Genomic DNA, 15,334 nt, shown 5'->3' with positions numbered 1-15,334 from the left:
GCTTTACTAAACCGGTTTCGTGAAATCGCGCGCTACCACCATTCCGGGAAAGCCGCGTGAGCGGCCCTGGCCAGTGTCGGGATTTCCTGATCGGGAACGGAGCTGTAGGGCCAGAGCAGTCGCGGGCCGAGCGGCGCCCAGCCGCCGGCCGCCGCCATCGCCTTGTCGAGTGCCGCATCGCTGACATTGTAACGGGTGCGAAACGGTAGGACATGTGCGGCGAGGAAGGCCTGTATGCGGGCCTCGACCTCGGCAGCGGCGGCCATGTCGGTACGGATCATCCGCCACCACATCACCGCGCCCTTCGGGTTGAGGCAGGCAACGTTGGAATAGCTGCCATGGGCTCCCCCGGCATAACCTGTTGCCAGCGTGTGGCCGGGGACGAAAACGGAAAATCCGTCCAGTTTGCGGCGCATGTCGGCATACCAGCCGGCGTCGCCGCCCGGCAGCTTGGCGCCGATCAGCGATGGCACGGCCGCACGCAGCCTGGCGATGCCGTCGAGCGTCAGCCGACGCTTAGCGTGCGGCGGGTTGTAGAGCACCAGCGGCGTTTCGGGCGCGACTTCGCACAGGCCGCCGGCAAAGCGCATGACCTCGTCGTCGCTGGGCGGCCACCAGTCGGGCAAGGTGAACTGCACCGCCGCCGGGCGAAGTACGGCCACCCGTGTCAGCCGCTCCAGCGCGACGCGCGGATTGGACTGGCTGATGCCGATCTGGAAAGGAAGGCGCGCGCGGCCGGCTATGGTTGCGACCAACTCACAAAGCCGGTCGAATTCGGGCTCGGTCTGGCAATGGAATTCGCAGGCCGTGCCATTGGAATAGACGCCTTCGACGCCTGAGGCGCAGAGCCGGGCGATCGTCTCTTCCGTCGCCTGCCAGTCGATCGCTCCGCGATGGTCGATGGCCAACATCACCGCACCCCAGACGCCGCGCGGCGCGTGTGTGGGCAAGCGGGCCAGATGGTCGTTAGGGTCAGCGTGCACCGGCGATCTCGTGTTCGCGGCGGGTTTCGTTCGATGCGAAGGCAGCCTCGATAATGGCGATCATCTTGCGTGCATAGATACCGTCGACCGGCACCGGCGTATCGTAGGCAATGGCATCGCGCATTGCGCTCCATTCGCGCACCAGCGCGTTATGCATCCAGTTCGGCTCAAAGGAACCGGGCAACTCGGTCCAGACCGTATCGCGGCCAAGCATCGTGCCGCGGTCCATGTCGATGCGCAGCGTTCCCTGCTCGCAGACCAGATCCATGGCGTAGGTGGAAGCGCCGGTGCGATAGCCGACGCTCTGCACCTGGCCGACGCCGCCGCCGGCGAAGCGCAGTCCGAGCAAGGCGCTGTCGTCTGCTTCCTGGTCATGGAACTTGGCGCCGAGCATGCCGCTCACCGACACGACATCGTCATCCATCAGCCAGACGAGGCGGTCGAGCGCGTGGATGCCGGCCGTCAACAGCATGCCGCCGCCGGTCGCCTTGCGCAGATGCCAGTCGCGGCGATTGTGCTCCATCCACAGCTTGATGATCCAACTCGATCCGGTGAGCGGCCGGCCTAGCTCGCCTCCCTCAAGAATTTGCCTGGCCGCGATGCAGGGCAGGGCGAAATGCATGAGATGGGCGACCATCAGCTTGACGCCGCCCTTGGCCACGGCGGCATTGATCGCATCGCAGGCGGCCGCCGTCGGCGCCATCGGCTTTTCGAGCAGGATATGCTTGCCGGCGTTTGCCGCGCCGATGGCCATTTCCGCATGGAGGTGGTGCGGGCTGGCGATGAGCACCGTGTCCACCTCCTTGTCGTCCAGGAGCTTGCGCCAGTCGGCGTAACCGCGGCCGCCATGTTCGGCGGTGAAGCGCTGCAGCGCGTCGGCATTTCCACGAGAAGCGGCAACGAGGCGAATGCCGCCAACCTCACGGATTGCCCGCGCATGGGCTGCGCCGAAATCGCCGGCGCCGATAATTCCTATTCCAATCATGATCCTGCCTTTTGATAAGCGGCGTCGATCAGCGACATCGCCGCAACATAATCCTCGATGGACACCGGCGGAGGCGCCTTTTTGGCCAGCCGGTCAAGCGTATCGCGCATGAACAGACGATAGCGCGTTGCCGGCAGTTCGACCGGCAAGTCGACGATTGCCGCGTCGTCGAGCGTGGCGCAAATGGTCCGGTCGCCTTGATCGATGAGGGTGGCATTGGCACTGACGATGCGCCACTCGAAGTCACCGCCGGGGCGCATCGAGGCAAAGGTATAACCGGCCTCGACGATGAACAGCGCGCCGGCCTCGTCTTCCAGCACCAGCAGCGCATGATCCTCGACCGGGCCGGGATGAATGCGGTTCGCGATCGAAACGCTTTTCAGGTCGAGCTTGCCGGTTGCGAGGCTGAGTGCCGCGTCGACGCCGTGTATGCCGAGATTCCTCAACGCACCCCCGCCACCAACCGCCGGGTCGACGACCCAGGCGACACCGTCGGCGACGTAGCGTTGCGGCGGGCCATTGACCAGCCGGAACTGGCAATGCGCCACCGGGCCGGCGCGACCTTGCCGGCGCAGCCGTTCAAACGCCGTGACGGCCGGTCCGAAACGGTTGGGCAGGGGAACAGCGACAAAAGCCTGGTACTGCCTGGCAAGGTCGCGCAGCGCCATCAGTTCCCTCGTATGGCTGGCCGCCGGCTTCTCGAGGATCAGCGGTATCCCTGCCGCGATGATCGCACGAACCCGTGCCGGCACCGTCGAAGGGTGCCCCATCAACAGGATCACATCCGGCGGGCTGGAGAGGATCTCCGTGAAATCTTCGATAAACGGCAGGTCGTGGTGCGCGGCGAACGCATGCGCTTGGCCAGGATCCTCGTCCCAGATACCAGCGATCTCCGCACCGCAAAAGCGTGCGGCGTCGAGGTGCATTTCGGCGTGCCAGTGGCTCGAGCCGGCGAGGGCAATCTTCATTCGAAGGCAGCAGGGTTGTTATGGGCTTGCAGGATATCCTACAAGTAGCTATACGACAAGCGGGCAGGCTAATCCGGATGATGATGAAAGCAGTGGGATGGCGGAACTGAAGTCGATTGAACCGTTGAGCAGACCGCCGCTTCTTCACGTCACCGTGCAGGAAAGCCTCAGGGCCTATATCGAAAGCAACCAGCTCAAGGCAGGCGATCCCTTGCCGCCGGAGACATTCCTGGCGCAGCGGCTCGGCGTCGGCCGCAACTCTGTTCGCGAAGCCATCAAGGCGCTGGAATCGATCGGCATCTTGGAGACGCGGCGCGGCATCGGCGTGTTCGTCAAGGAGTTCTCGTTCAAGCCGCTGCTGGATAACCTGGCCTACGGTTTGCAGGATTCGCTGCGCGATGTCGAAGAGCTGCGCGAAATCCGCCGCGTGCTGGAAACCGGCCTCATCGCCAAGACGATCGAGATGATCAGTGCCGAGGACATCGAGGCGCTGCGCCAGTTGACCGAGCGCATGCGGCAACGTGCCGAGCGACATGAGAGCTTCGCCGAAGAGGACCAGCAATTCCATCAGCTGCTATTCCGCTGCCAGAACAATCACATGCTGAGCGCGCTGATCGACATCTTCTGGACGGCGTTCAACAAGGCCTCGAATTTCACCAATCTCGACAATCCGACGCCGCTGGCGACATGGCGCGACCATCACGAGATCGTCGAGGCTGTCGCCGCCAAGGATGTCGACCAGGCGCGTCGGCGGCTCGACAACCATTACCGGGGGATCCAGCAGGTTATCGCGAAAAACCGAGCAAGCTGAAGAACAACCTGAATATGCCAAGGGAGGAAACCATGCGCATCAGGACCATCGCATTCTCAGTCGCCGGGCTGCTGCTCGCCAGCATTGCCCCGTTGGCCAGTGTCCAGGCACAAAGCGCCAAGACCATTGCGGGCGGCTTCGACGTCGGCCCCGGCGGTTTTCCCAAGAACTTCAACCCGCTGGTCGCGACGGGCGGCTACACCTGGCTCAGCACATATTTTGAACCGCTGGTTATCTACGATGCCGGGCTGACCGATATCGAAGGCGACCTCGCCAAGGACTACAAGATCAGCGACGACCAGCTGAGCTATACGTTTAACCTGGTCAACGAGACCTGGCATGACGGCAAACCGTTCACCTCGAAGGACGTCAAGTTCACCCTCGAGCTTGCCAAGAACAAGGCCTCCGGCAGCCTGTTTGCCGCCCGCCTCGCCAACATCGCCTCGGTCGATGCGCCGGATGACCACACCGCAGTGGTGAAGCTATCGAAACCGAACGGCTCGTTTCTATCCATTCTCTCGCAGCTGATGATCCTGCCGGAGCATGCCCTGGCCGCCCTGCCGCCGGAATCGCTGGCGACAAGCACCTGGTGGTCGACCGCTCCGGTCGGCACCGGCCCGTTCAAGTTCAAGCGCTACGTGACCGATCAATATGTCGAACTGGCAGCCGATGACGATTATCGCGGCGGCAAGCCGAAGGTAGACGCGCTCATCAACCGCTATTTCGAGTCGCCGGCGGCGGCCGTTGCCGCGCTTCGTGCCGGCGAGATCCAGTTCACCTATGTCGAGCCCGACGACGCGGCATCGTTCAAGAGCGACAGCAATTTCAAGGTGATCGAAGGTGCCTCCTATGTGGTCAACTATGTCGGCCTGAACCAGAAGGTCGACCTGTTCAGGGATATCCGTGTCCGCCAGGCGATCATGTATGCGATCGACCGCAACGCCATCATAGACAGCCTCTACGGCGGTGCCGCCAAGCCAGCCAATTGCGGCTATGTCGCGCCGCATCTCGTTCCCGCAGGCCTCGAACCCTATGCCTACGATCCGGCAAAGGCCAAGGCGCTGCTGACCGAGGCGGGCTGGGACAAGATCAACGGCGACAAGCCGATCACCTTGCTGACCTACTACGGCTCGCCGCAAGCGGCCAATGTGATGGCCGCTGTCCAGTCGATGCTGGCCGAGGTCGGCATCAATGTGGTGCCGCGGGTCGTCGATACGCCGACCTACAACGGCATCGTCTACAAGCAAGGCACGCCGGATTGGAACGCCTTTCCGATGGTCTATGCCGGCCTGCAGAACGGCCCCAACCCGGCCGGCCTCAATCCCGGCCTCAACAAGTCGCAGATCCCGCCGGCAGGCTTCAACACCATGCGTATCGAGTTCGAAGACCTGAGCACCGCGTTGGACGCCGCGCTCGGCCAGACCGATCCGGCCAAGCTCGACGCCTCCTGGCAGGAGGTCTGCAAGGTGATGAACAAGGAGCTGCCCTGGGCGACGTTATGGGTGGCCAACCGCTATGGCGTGGCCTCCAACAAACTGCGCGACTTCGTCTGGACGCCGGCGCCGGGCGGCGGTCCTTATGCGGCTCACCCCGAGCGCTGGGACATCCAATAAGAAACCCGCAACCAAGCGAGCAGGCGGGACCACTTTGGCACCGCCTGCCACCGCCACGGAAAGCCCATGTTGAGCTTCATCGCCCGCCGCAGCGCCACAGGACTGCTGATGCTGGTCGCGCTCAGCGTCCTGATCTTCATCCTGCTGCGGCTGGCGCCGGGCGATCCGATCGACGCCTACATCAACCCATCGGTCCCCATGTCGGCTTCCGACCTCGAGGGCCTGCGCGAACGGCTCGGGCTCGATCGGCCGCTTCCTGTGCAATATCTGGCCTGGCTTGGCGCGGCGCTGAGCGGCCACTTCGGCTATTCGATCCAGCGCAGCGGCGTTGCCGTGCTGCCGCTGGTCATGGAACGCATCGGCCCGACGGCGCTGTTGATGGGCACGGGCCTGGCGATCGCCATCATGCTCGGCATTTCCGCCGGCATTTTCAGCGCGGTGCGCCGTAACGAACCGTCCGACATCGCGCTATCGGTGCTGTCGTTTATCGGTATCTCCAGCCCAGCTTTTCTGACGGCGCTGCTTGGCCTCTATTTCTTCTCGGTATTGCTGCGCTGGGCACCGTCCGGCGGCATGCAGACCGCGGGTGCGCCGTTCTCGGCGACGGATGTGCTTGCGCACCTCGTCCTGCCCGCCTGCCTGCTGTCTATCGGCCATGCCGCGCTGATCATGCGCTACATGCGCGCCTCGCTGCTGGAAGTGCTCAACCAGGACTACGTGCGGACGGCGCGCGCCAAGGGCGTGCGCGAGTTCTGGGTGATCATCAAGCACGCGACCCGCAATGCGCTTTTGCCGGTCATTACCCTGATCGGCTCGACCGTCGGCATCGCCATCGGCGGCGCCATCTTCCTGGAAAGCGTGTTCAACTGGCCGGGCATGGGACTGCTTCTGGTCAACGCCGTCGGCACCCGCGATTACCCGGTGATCATGGGCGCCACCCTGGTGATCGGCGTTTGCGTCATCCTGGTCAACCTCTTGACCGACGTCGTCTATGCCGTCGTCGACCCGCGCATTCAGGTGGCGTGATGGCAATCAGCGCGCCGGACCCAACGGTCGACCCGACAGCCGTGCCGCAAACCAAAGGGCCGCTTCGTCGCGCGCTCGACCGCTTTTTTGAAAACCGCGCGGCGCGTGCCGGGCTTTTGATCGTCATCCCGATCCTGCTGGCGGTTTCGACTTATCCTCTGTGGTGGCCGTTTGGCCCGAACGCCATCGACCTCAGGGCGATGAACAAGGCGCCATCGGCCATTCATTGGCTGGGTAGCGACGGCGTTGGGCGCGATGTCATGGCCCGGTTGCTGCAAGGCGGGCGGATCTCATTGCTGGTTGCCATCTGTTCGGTCGCCATCTCGACCGTCATCGGCTTCCTGGTCGGCGCCGTCGCCAGCTTTGGCGGGCGTCTTGTCGACGGCGCGGTCATGCGCCTCGTCGACCTGGCAATGACGCTGCCGCCGGTGATCTTCCTGCTGGTACTGGCCTCGATTGCCGGCACCGGCATCGCCCCGACCATCCTGGTGATCTCGCTGCTCTCCTGGCCGGTGCTGTCGCGCATGGTGCGTGCCAGGCTGCTCGAACTGCGCGAGCGCGACTTCGTCGTCGCCGCCCGCGGCATGGGGGCGGGGCTGCCGCATCTGCTGTTCCGGCACGGCCTGCCTAATTGCATCGATATCCTGGTCGTCTACGCCACCTTGCAGATCGCCAACGCCATCCTGCTCGAGGCCGGCCTGTCCTTCCTCGGCCTCGGCATCGCACCGCCCGAAGCCAGCTGGGGCAACATGCTCAATCTTGCCCGCTCCACCGTCGTGCTGGAAAATTACCCCTGGCAATGGATGTTCCCGGGCGCCGCACTGGTGCTCACCGTGCTCGCCATCAATTTTATCGGCGACGGCTTGCGCGACGCATTCGACCCTCGCTCCGATCTCAACTGACCTCAAAGGTTTCATCAAAATGCCCCTGTTTACCGGCGTCGTGCCACCTGTCGTCACCCCGCTCAATGCCGATTTCAGCATCGACTTCCCGTCGTTCACGCGCACTATCGAGAACCTGCTCGACGGCGGTGTTCACGGGCTGTTTGTGCTCGGCTCGACCAGCGAGGTGGTCTTCCACGACGAGGCGGGCCGCAGGGCCATCCTTGAGCACGCGGTCAGGATCAATAACGGCCGGGTTCCGATCTTCGCCGGCGTCATCGATCCGACGACCGATCGTGTCATCAATCACGCCCGCATCGCCAGATCGGCCGGCGTCGACGCCATTGTCGTCACCGCGCCGTTTTATACCCGCACCAGCCAGCCGGAGATCGGCGACCACTTCCGCTATATCAAGGATGCGATCGATCTCCCTGTCATCGCCTACGACATCCCGGTCTGCGTCCATGTCAAGCTGGAGCGCAAGACCACGGTCGGCCTCGCCAGGGAAGGCGCCATCGCGGGCATCAAGGATTCCAGCGGCGATGACGGCAATCTGCGTTATGTGCTCAAGGACATGGCCAACGATCCGAATTTCTTCGGCATGACCGGATCCGAGATCCTGGTCGACAGCGTGCTGGCCATGGGTGCGCACGGCGTCGTGCCGGGCCTCGCCAATGTCGACCCGCATGGCTATGTCAGGCTGTGGAAGCTGATGCAGGCCGGCCAGCATGCCGAAGCCCGGATGGAACAGGAGCGGCTTTTAAAGCTGTTCGAGATCGTCTGGATATCGCTTGGCAGGACAAGCGCCGGCTCGGCCGGCGTCGGCGCCTTCAAGGCAGCGATGAAGAGCCTCGGCATCATCGCCTCGAACACCATGGCGCGGCCGCAACGCAGCCTGAACGGGGAGGAAACCGCAAAGATCGACATGATCCTTCGCGACGTGGGGCTGCTCCGCTGAGTGTCGCGCCGATCCTCTCGATTTCCGGACTGCGCTCGGTGTTCCGCATTGCGGGGCGCGACATCGCGGCGGTAACGGATGTCGACCTGACGATCGGCTCCGGCGAGACGCTGGCGCTCGTCGGCGAATCCGGATCCGGCAAGTCCGTCACCAGCCTGTCGATCATCGGCCTGTTGCCGAAAAGGGTCGGACATATTGCCGAGGGATCGATCGCGTTGCGGCGCAAGAACGGCACGGTCACCGAGCTGACTAGCCTCGATGCCCATTCGCTGCGCAAGATACGCGGCAACGAGATCGGCATGGTGTTCCAGGAGCCGATGACCAGCCTGAACCCGGTCTACACGATCGGCGAGCAGATCGCCGAACCGATCCGCATCCATCTCGGCAAATCGCACCGCGAGGCAGAAGCAGACGCGGTGCGGCTGCTGGAACAGGTCGGCATTCCCGATCCGAAGCGGCGGGCGCGGCAGTATCCACATGAACTTTCGGGCGGGATGCGCCAGCGCGCCACTATCGCCATGGCCCTGTCCTGTGATCCGGGATTGCTGATCGCCGATGAGCCGACGACCGCGCTGGACGTCACTATCCAGGCCCAGATCCTCGATCTTTTGGCCGAGCTGCAGGCGCAGCGCGGCATGGGCATCCTGTTCGTTACTCACAATCTCGGCGTCGTCGCCGAAATCGCCGACCGGGTAGCGGTGATGTATGCCGGGCGTATCGTCGAGACAGGTCCGGTGGGCGAAGTGTTCACCCGTCCGCGTCATCCCTATACGGCAGGGTTGATGCGCTCGGTGCCGCGGCTCGGTGAGGCCACGGCACTGAAGGTGGCGGGGACGCCGCTGCCGACGATTGCCGGCAATGTTCCCTCGCTCGCCTTGCTGCCCAAGGGCTGTTCCTTCGCGCCGCGCTGCCCGATGGCCATCGCCGCCTGCCGCGCCGCAGTGCCGCCATTGTTTGCGGCGACGCCGACCCAGCAAAGCCGCTGCCTGCGCTGGGAGGAGCTCTGACGGTGGACGCCCCCTTCCTCTCGGTCAAAAACCTGACCAAGCATTTTGCGCCGACAGCGTTCTCGCGCGGACCCGTCGTCAGGGCGCTGGAGGATATTTCCTTCGATATCAGGCGTGGCCAGGTGGTCGGCCTGGTCGGCGAATCCGGGTCCGGCAAGACGACGATCGGCCGCTCGGTGCTGCGTCTGATCGAGCCGACATCCGGCCAAATCAACTATGACGGCACCGATATTACCAGGCTGAGTGCCGCCCAGTTGCGCCACCAGCGCCGCAAGATGCAGTATATTTTCCAGGACCCCTTCGCCAGCCTGTCGCCGCGTATGACGATAGGGCAGATCCTCACCGAAGGCCTGGACATTCAAGCCATTGGCAAGAAATCCGAGCGGCGGGCGAGGGCGGAGAAGGCACTTGCTGCGGTCGAGTTGCCGGTCGACGCCTATGAGCGCTACGCCCACGAATTTTCGGGCGGGCAGCGCCAGCGCATCGGCATCGCCCGAGCGCTGACGCTCGAGCCGGAATTCATCGTCGCCGACGAGCCGGTCTCGGCACTCGACGTCTCGATTCAGGCGCAAATCATCAATTTGTTGCGCGACCTGCAGCTCCGGCTCGGCCTGACCATGCTGTTCATTTCGCATGATCTGGCCGTCGTCGAGTACATCTGCGACACGGTCATCGTGCTCTATCTCGGGCGCATCATGGAGGTTGCGCCGGCGGCCGAACTCTATGCCCGGCCGCAGCATCCCTATACGCGCGCGCTGCTGTCGGCCATTCCGTCGCTCGATCCGCTGGCCAGGCAAGACCGGCAGGTGCTCAAGGGCGATATTCCCAGCCCGGCGAACCCGCCGTCGGGCTGTGTTTTCCGGACCCGTTGCCCGTTTGCGCTGGAGGCTTGCGCAGGGGCTGTGCCGCCGCTGAGGGCGACAGCCGAGGGCCATCTGAAGGCCTGCATCCGCGACGACATCGCGTAAGGAGTGATTGCGGCCTAGACAACGGCTCCAGCCTAGGTTCACGAAGCTGTTATAGTGGTCTCCGGTCATTGAAACGTCAGCAATGCCGACCCACATGCACGCTGCGCCGGATGTTTCCTCCCATTCGTCCGGCGCGTTCCCCTCTGAAGGTTTTCGACCTTCACATCTGGCCGGGCTTTGCAGCCCGGCCTTTTTTGCGGGGTAAGTGAGCGAGCCGAGATCAGGGCGCAGGCGCGCCCAGCGTATCGATGCGTTTCGCTAGCGCCGCGGGATCGCCAAGCACGCGCAGCGTCTTCAGCCGGGCTGTGCCGCCGGCGGCGATCGAGACGCCCGATGCCGGCACGCCAAGCGCCTTGGCGACCAGCTTTTCCAGCGCTCGATTGGCGGCCCCGTTTTCCGGCACGGCGCGGACGCGGGCTTTTAGATAGCTTCGCCCATCCGCCGATGTTTCGATGCCCTCCAGCCTGTCCATCGCCGCTTTCGGCGTCAGCCGGACGAATAGGTCGATGCCGTCGGTGCGCGTGCGGAACGGCGCGCTCATGGGACGCCTGAACTCAGACGACCAGCGAAAGCACGGTGGTGAGCAGGAACTGCCGGATGAAGAACAGGATCAGCAGCAGGATGATCGGCGAGATGTCGATGCCGCCGAGATCGGGCATGAAGCGGCGGATCGGCCGCAGCGCCGGCTCCGTCAGCCGGTAGAGCATGTTGCTGATGGTGTCGACGAACTGGTTGCGCGCGTTGACGACGTTGAAGGCGTAGAGCCAGGAAAATATCGCCGAGGCGATGATGATCCACCAATAAAGGTCAAGCGCCATGACAATGGTCTGAATGAGGGCGATCATGCCGGTCTCCGATTGTTGCCGACATGTAGCCACTGTAGGTGAAAGCGGCAAGAGCCGCCTTCCGCAGCATGGCGAAGCCGGACGAACGGCCGAACGGCATTTCGGCAGCAAGCGCAGCCTTGACAGGAAACCGCAGCGGCCGATAAAAGCCCCATCCGCTGGACGGGGCTGTAGCTCAGCTGGGAGAGCGCGTCGTTCGCAATGACGAGGTCAGGAGTTCGATCCTCCTCAGCTCCACCAGCGGATTTTTCGATCCCTTGCCTGGTTGCATGCCGAAGACCCGCTTGGATTTCATGGCTGTCCTCAGCTGAAGCAACCGAATGCATCGCGAGCCTCTGCCGGCTTGGCACTGTCATCGCCGGGTGGATTCACATCGGCGGCGTAAAGGTCCTCTACACCAGTAGCGTATGCGGCCTATTGCCACTGCGCCTCGTCCTTGCCAGACTTGGTCCGTCTTCAAAACCGAGGGGAATTCACTATGACCAGCACGACAAGACGTGATTTTGTAGGTCTTACAGGAGTGGCAGCGACTGCCCTGGCCGGTGCTGTTGCAACACGAGCTACCGCTGCTGAAACCGACGTATCGCCATCGTTCGATGAGGTTCTTCAAGAGTACAATCAAAACAACACAGAAAGGACTAGATCAAGGCTGGCGATCTATGTGGTGCTTTCTCATCTGCACGCCAGGCTCGAGGAGGAATTTAGTGACCTTGGGCTAGAGCTGCCTTTGGGAAGAAAGGCCTTGCCATCGAATCTGCCGGCCAATTTCGAGGACGCGCAGGTTGCACCCCTTCCTTGGCTCTTCAAGCCCTCGGAAGTTACCGACCCGGAACGAAGCGGCTACGCGACGATTGCAATGCGAATGAACGCAGTGATGGCAAGACACACCGCCGACGTGAGTGTCGGGGTTTCGCACATCATGTCACATAAGGGATAACCGCGACCTTGCCGGCGAGCACGGCACGTCAGGCGAGCACAACGCCGGCCGGCGACTTGTTGTTGCGGGCGAACCGATTACCTGTTTTCGCGAGGCGAGTGCGCTGCGAGAGTCCTCACAATGGATAAATCCTTCCGGGACGCGCCGCGCGAGATAGCAAAGCTCTCGGCACCCCGGCCAGTGGGAATTGTCAGCCGTCCGCGCGTAGTGGCGCTGCTTTCGCAGGCCCTCGACAGCGGTGCATGCTGGCTGGCTGCGCCTGGTGGATACGGCAAGACCACCGCGGTGATCGACTTTCTGGAACAAGGCGGGCTGAAGCAAGGCGAATCGGCGTACAACTGGTATCGGGTCGACACCGAGGACCAGGACGTTGCGCGCCTTTTCCACTACCTGACGCTGTCGCTCGACGGCAGGCATGCCGGCATGCCCGTCTTCGGTCCAGAATATGCCGACAATTCCGACGATTTCGCGCGGCTGTTCTTCCGCGCCTATTTCTCGCGGCTTGCTCCGGGCACGATCCTGGTCCTTGACGATCTGCATCGTGCCGACGCGCCAGGCTTTCGCCGGACGCTGGCGATCCTGTTGCGCGAACGCCCCAACACCATCCGCTGCATCTGCACGTCGCGGATGCTGCCCGAGGGCGATGTCGCCGACCTCGTGCTGTCGGGACAGTTGCCGGTCCTCAACCAAACGCTGCTGGAGTTTTCGCCTGCGGAGGCACGCAACCTCGTCGCCGCCCGCTCGCAATCGCCGTCCGAGGTCAGCGACATTTCGGAGGCGCGCGGCTGGGCGGTGGGCCTTCTCCTGCTGGCCAACGCCGGAATGTACTACCCGCTTTCGCAGACCGGCCTTGCCGGAGGCGTCGGCCTTCGGGAGATTGTCGGACGTTATTTCCTGCGCGACATCGCGCCGGAGGACCAGGATCTGCTTATCAGGCTCAACGTTCTGCCGGAGATCAGCACCGAGCTTGCCGATGCGTTCCTGGGCTCGCCGCGGGCTGCTCGCCTGCTGGTGCGGCTGCAGCATCGCCAGCTGCTGATCACTCGCGACGGTCCGGGCGGCGCCGCCTTCCAGCTGCATGACTTGTTGCGCGAATACCTTGCCGGACTACTGGACCGGCGCGTGACGGAAGCGGACCGTTCCAGGCTGCGCGAGCAGGCAGCAAAGGTCCTGCACGAGGCAGGCAAAACCGACGCGGCAATCGTGCTGGCGTTGCAGGCGGGCGCCTGGCCGCTGGCACGCCAGCTCATTCTGGAGTGCGCCAACGCCGTTCTCTCGCAAGGGCGCCGGGCCAGCTTCGTCGAATGGTGCAACAGGTTGCCCCCCGACCAGATGGACGGCTGGGTCCATTATTGGCTGGGCGTCGCCTTCGCATCGGACGATGCGAAGGCCGAACCGCACTTCTCCAAGGCATGGCAAGCATTCGAGAACACCGACATGCGCGGCCAATGCCTGACGGTCGCGCGGGCGGTCGTGGTCAAGACCGCCAGCTGGCGTACGCATGAGGGGCTGGCGGAGTGGACGCGCCGAGCCTCACAGCTTCTTGCCAAGGGATTGCCGGAGTTGGATCCGGAGGAACTCATGATGGTCAGGCTCGGCATCCTGCGGGCCGTCGATTTCGCCGAACCTGGCGAATTCGACGCCCACGACGCGAAGCGCCTCGTGAATGATATCCAGCAGCGCCTGACACGTCTGCCGATCGAAGATTCGGTCGAGTTGCGCCTGCTGGCAAGCGAAGCGCTCATCGACTACGCGACCTCGTCGGGGCAGCGCGACATTTTTGCCAATGCCGTGGACAGCGTTGCCGCCGATCTCGAACATCCGGATATCCCGCCGCTGGTGCTCGGCATGTGGCTGGTATCCTTTGGCTCGGCCAGCGGCCGTTATTTCCCCTATTCGCGGCGCGGTTTTGTCTATGCATCGGCCGAGGATGCGTTGCGACGCGCAACGGCGATAGGCGAGCAGCACGCCTTACGGGGCGTCGAGTTCAGCGCCCTCTATCAGCTTCAATTGCTGATGAAGCTTCACAACAAGTTCTCGGAATTCAATGCGCTGGTCTCCCGGCTGGGCGAGATCGCGGACAGCAGGTTCACCACCCAGGTCGCTGTAGTCGCCGACTGCCACGCGGCGATGCACACGCGCAACGGCGACTTCGTCAAGGCTTATCTCGACTGCGATGCCTTCATGGATGCGATCGAGCGGGCGAATGAGCCGATGATCGAACGCTGGCCGCATTACGTCACCAAATACCAGGTCCTGCTGGCCGATCGGCGTCCGGCGGAGGCCATTGCGCTACTCCAGGAGATCGTCGAAAGGCTGAGCGGCGGCCCTCGCCAGCGCGTCGAACTCAACATTCTGGCCGCTCAGGCCCTGGAGCAGAAGTGGAACGGCGGCGCGTCCTATGGCACTCGTCTGGCTGAATTCATGAAGGCGCTGCGCCAGGTCAACCCCTCCGCAATCCTGCTCAACCTGCCGGATCTATTGGCCGATCTGGTCGCCGATGCGCTGGAGCGAAAGATCGACATCGATCTCTGCCGCCGCGTCGTTCGGGCGCGATATCTGGTCCCGCCCGCTGGCCGACCCGCCCAGTGGCCTTGGCCGCTCAGGATCCACTTAATGGGAGGCTTCCGCCTCGAGATCGATGGCGCCGAGGTCGCGCCCGGTGCCAAACCTACCCGCGCGCTCGACATATTGCGCATTATCTGCCTGTCGAGGGACCAGGTCTGTTCTGTGGAAACCCTGCAGGATTGGCTCTGGCCCGACCTCGACGGCGACCAGGCCAAAGCGGCCTTGGAGCAGGCGCTACATCGTTTGCGCAAATTGCTCGGGCAAGGCGAACTCGTAACGCTGAGAGAAGGCCGTTTGCGACTCGCTGCCGACAAGGTCTGGATCGATCTGCAGGATTGGGAAGACCGGCTGAAACCCGTCCTGTCGGGCCAAAGAGACAGCGCAATCGAGGAGCAGGAGGTGCTGCTGGAAGGCTTTGTCGGCCCGCTTTTCTCGAATGGCCCGACGCCCGCCTGGTCGAACGCCGCGGCCGACCGGGTGCGGGACGGGTTGGTGGAGCTTGCCGTGCGGATCGCCAAACACTGGCAGAGCCAAGGCAATGCGGATCGGGCACGCCAGGCGTGCCGGCGTGCCCTCGATTTCTACCCGGAATCGGCCAAACTCCATGGCATGCTCATCCAGGAGAGCCTCTCCAGGAACGACCATGCCGGCGCCATCGAGGATTACCGGCGCTATGAACGCGCGCTCGCTTCGACCGGCGATGACGAGCCCTCGCCTTTGCTGCGTTCGCTCGTGCGCCCGTTTCTCTAGACCGGTTCATCGTTTCACGAAAACGCCGAACCGC

The 15,334-nt window shown here is 63.5% G+C and carries 14 protein-coding genes and 1 tRNA gene; 10 read left to right on the top strand and 5 right to left on the bottom strand.

Features of this window, described 5'->3' with window-relative positions; genetic code table 11:
• Positions 1-32 precede the first annotated feature (32 nt).
• From NKI19_RS04760 to NKI19_RS04750, 3 genes are read right to left on the bottom strand one after another with little or no spacing between them, the layout of a single operon-like run.
• Positions 33-983, bottom strand: coding sequence for a dihydrodipicolinate synthase family protein (locus NKI19_RS04760; RefSeq protein WP_352492235.1), 951 nt, complete (start codon positions 981-983; stop codon positions 33-35).
• Positions 973-1,968 (bottom strand): Gfo/Idh/MocA family protein, encoded by a 996-nt coding sequence (locus NKI19_RS04755; protein WP_352492234.1) that lies wholly within the window; start codon positions 1,966-1,968, stop codon positions 973-975. The genes NKI19_RS04760 and NKI19_RS04755 overlap by 11 nt, the downstream gene beginning before the upstream one ends.
• A complete protein-coding gene (locus NKI19_RS04750) occupies positions 1,965-2,936 on the bottom strand; it encodes a Gfo/Idh/MocA family protein (RefSeq protein WP_352564706.1) in 972 nt (323 codons plus the stop codon). Before NKI19_RS04750 ends, NKI19_RS04755 begins: the two co-directional genes overlap by 4 nt.
• 97 nt (positions 2,937-3,033) lie before the next feature.
• Here NKI19_RS04750 and NKI19_RS04745 point away from each other — a divergent pair, with 97 nt between their 5' ends.
• From NKI19_RS04745 to NKI19_RS04715, 7 genes are all read left to right on the top strand, one after another.
• Positions 3,034-3,747, top strand: coding sequence for a FadR/GntR family transcriptional regulator (locus tag NKI19_RS04745; protein WP_352492232.1), 714 nt, complete (start codon positions 3,034-3,036; stop codon positions 3,745-3,747).
• Between the two features lie 32 nt (positions 3,748-3,779).
• Positions 3,780-5,360, top strand: coding sequence for an ABC transporter substrate-binding protein (locus NKI19_RS04740; RefSeq protein ID WP_352492231.1), 1,581 nt, complete (start codon positions 3,780-3,782; stop codon positions 5,358-5,360).
• A gap of 66 nt (positions 5,361-5,426) precedes the next feature.
• The gene (locus NKI19_RS04735; protein ID WP_352492230.1) at positions 5,427-6,386 is read left to right on the top strand and encodes an ABC transporter permease; all 960 of its coding nucleotides are present in this window, start codon (positions 5,427-5,429) and stop codon (positions 6,384-6,386) included.
• Positions 6,386-7,288, top strand: coding sequence for an ABC transporter permease (locus NKI19_RS04730; protein WP_352564705.1), 903 nt, complete (start codon positions 6,386-6,388; stop codon positions 7,286-7,288). Before NKI19_RS04735 ends, NKI19_RS04730 begins: the two co-directional genes overlap by 1 nt.
• A 19-nt stretch (positions 7,289-7,307) precedes the next feature.
• Positions 7,308-8,225 carry a dihydrodipicolinate synthase family protein gene (locus tag NKI19_RS04725; RefSeq protein WP_352492229.1) on the top strand — a complete coding sequence of 306 codons (918 nt, stop codon included), beginning with the start codon at positions 7,308-7,310 and terminating at the stop codon, positions 8,223-8,225.
• Entirely contained in the window at positions 8,222-9,232 is a 1,011-nt protein-coding gene (locus tag NKI19_RS04720; RefSeq protein WP_352492277.1) for an ABC transporter ATP-binding protein, read from the top strand. Before NKI19_RS04725 ends, NKI19_RS04720 begins: the two co-directional genes overlap by 4 nt.
• Before the next feature lie 2 nt (positions 9,233-9,234).
• Positions 9,235-10,200, top strand: coding sequence for an ABC transporter ATP-binding protein (locus NKI19_RS04715; RefSeq protein WP_352492228.1), 966 nt, complete (start codon positions 9,235-9,237; stop codon positions 10,198-10,200).
• A gap of 220 nt (positions 10,201-10,420) precedes the next feature.
• Here NKI19_RS04715 and NKI19_RS04710 read toward each other — a convergent pair whose 3' ends face one another.
• The gene (locus tag NKI19_RS04710; RefSeq protein ID WP_352492227.1) at positions 10,421-10,741 is read right to left on the bottom strand and encodes a DUF167 family protein; all 321 of its coding nucleotides are present in this window, start codon (positions 10,739-10,741) and stop codon (positions 10,421-10,423) included.
• Between the two features lie 13 nt (positions 10,742-10,754).
• On the bottom strand, positions 10,755-11,045 hold the full coding sequence (locus NKI19_RS04705) for a YggT family protein (protein ID WP_352492226.1): 291 nt from the start codon (positions 11,043-11,045) through the stop codon (positions 10,755-10,757).
• A gap of 164 nt (positions 11,046-11,209) precedes the next feature.
• Between NKI19_RS04705 and NKI19_RS04700 the strand changes: the two genes are divergently transcribed.
• The 3 genes from NKI19_RS04700 to NKI19_RS04690 all read left to right on the top strand — a co-directional run bounded on the left by NKI19_RS04700 (position 11,210) and on the right by NKI19_RS04690 (position 15,300).
• Positions 11,210-11,285, top strand: a tRNA-Ala gene (locus NKI19_RS04700).
• Positions 11,286-11,523: 238 nt separating this feature from the next.
• Positions 11,524-11,982: a hypothetical protein gene (locus NKI19_RS04695; protein WP_352492225.1), complete on the top strand. Its 459-nt coding sequence runs from the start codon at positions 11,524-11,526 to the stop codon at positions 11,980-11,982.
• 120 nt (positions 11,983-12,102) lie between these two features.
• Positions 12,103-15,300 (top strand): AfsR/SARP family transcriptional regulator, encoded by a 3,198-nt coding sequence (locus NKI19_RS04690; protein ID WP_352951089.1) that lies wholly within the window; start codon positions 12,103-12,105, stop codon positions 15,298-15,300.
• Positions 15,301-15,334: the final 34 nt, after the last annotated feature.

It is taken from the genome of Mesorhizobium sp. M0751 (assembly GCF_040320265.1).
In the GTDB taxonomy this organism is placed as follows: Bacteria; Pseudomonadota; Alphaproteobacteria; order Rhizobiales; family Rhizobiaceae; genus Mesorhizobium.
The sequence above is the reverse complement of the archived record's forward strand: the minus strand, read 5'-3'. Positions and strand labels throughout refer to the sequence as shown.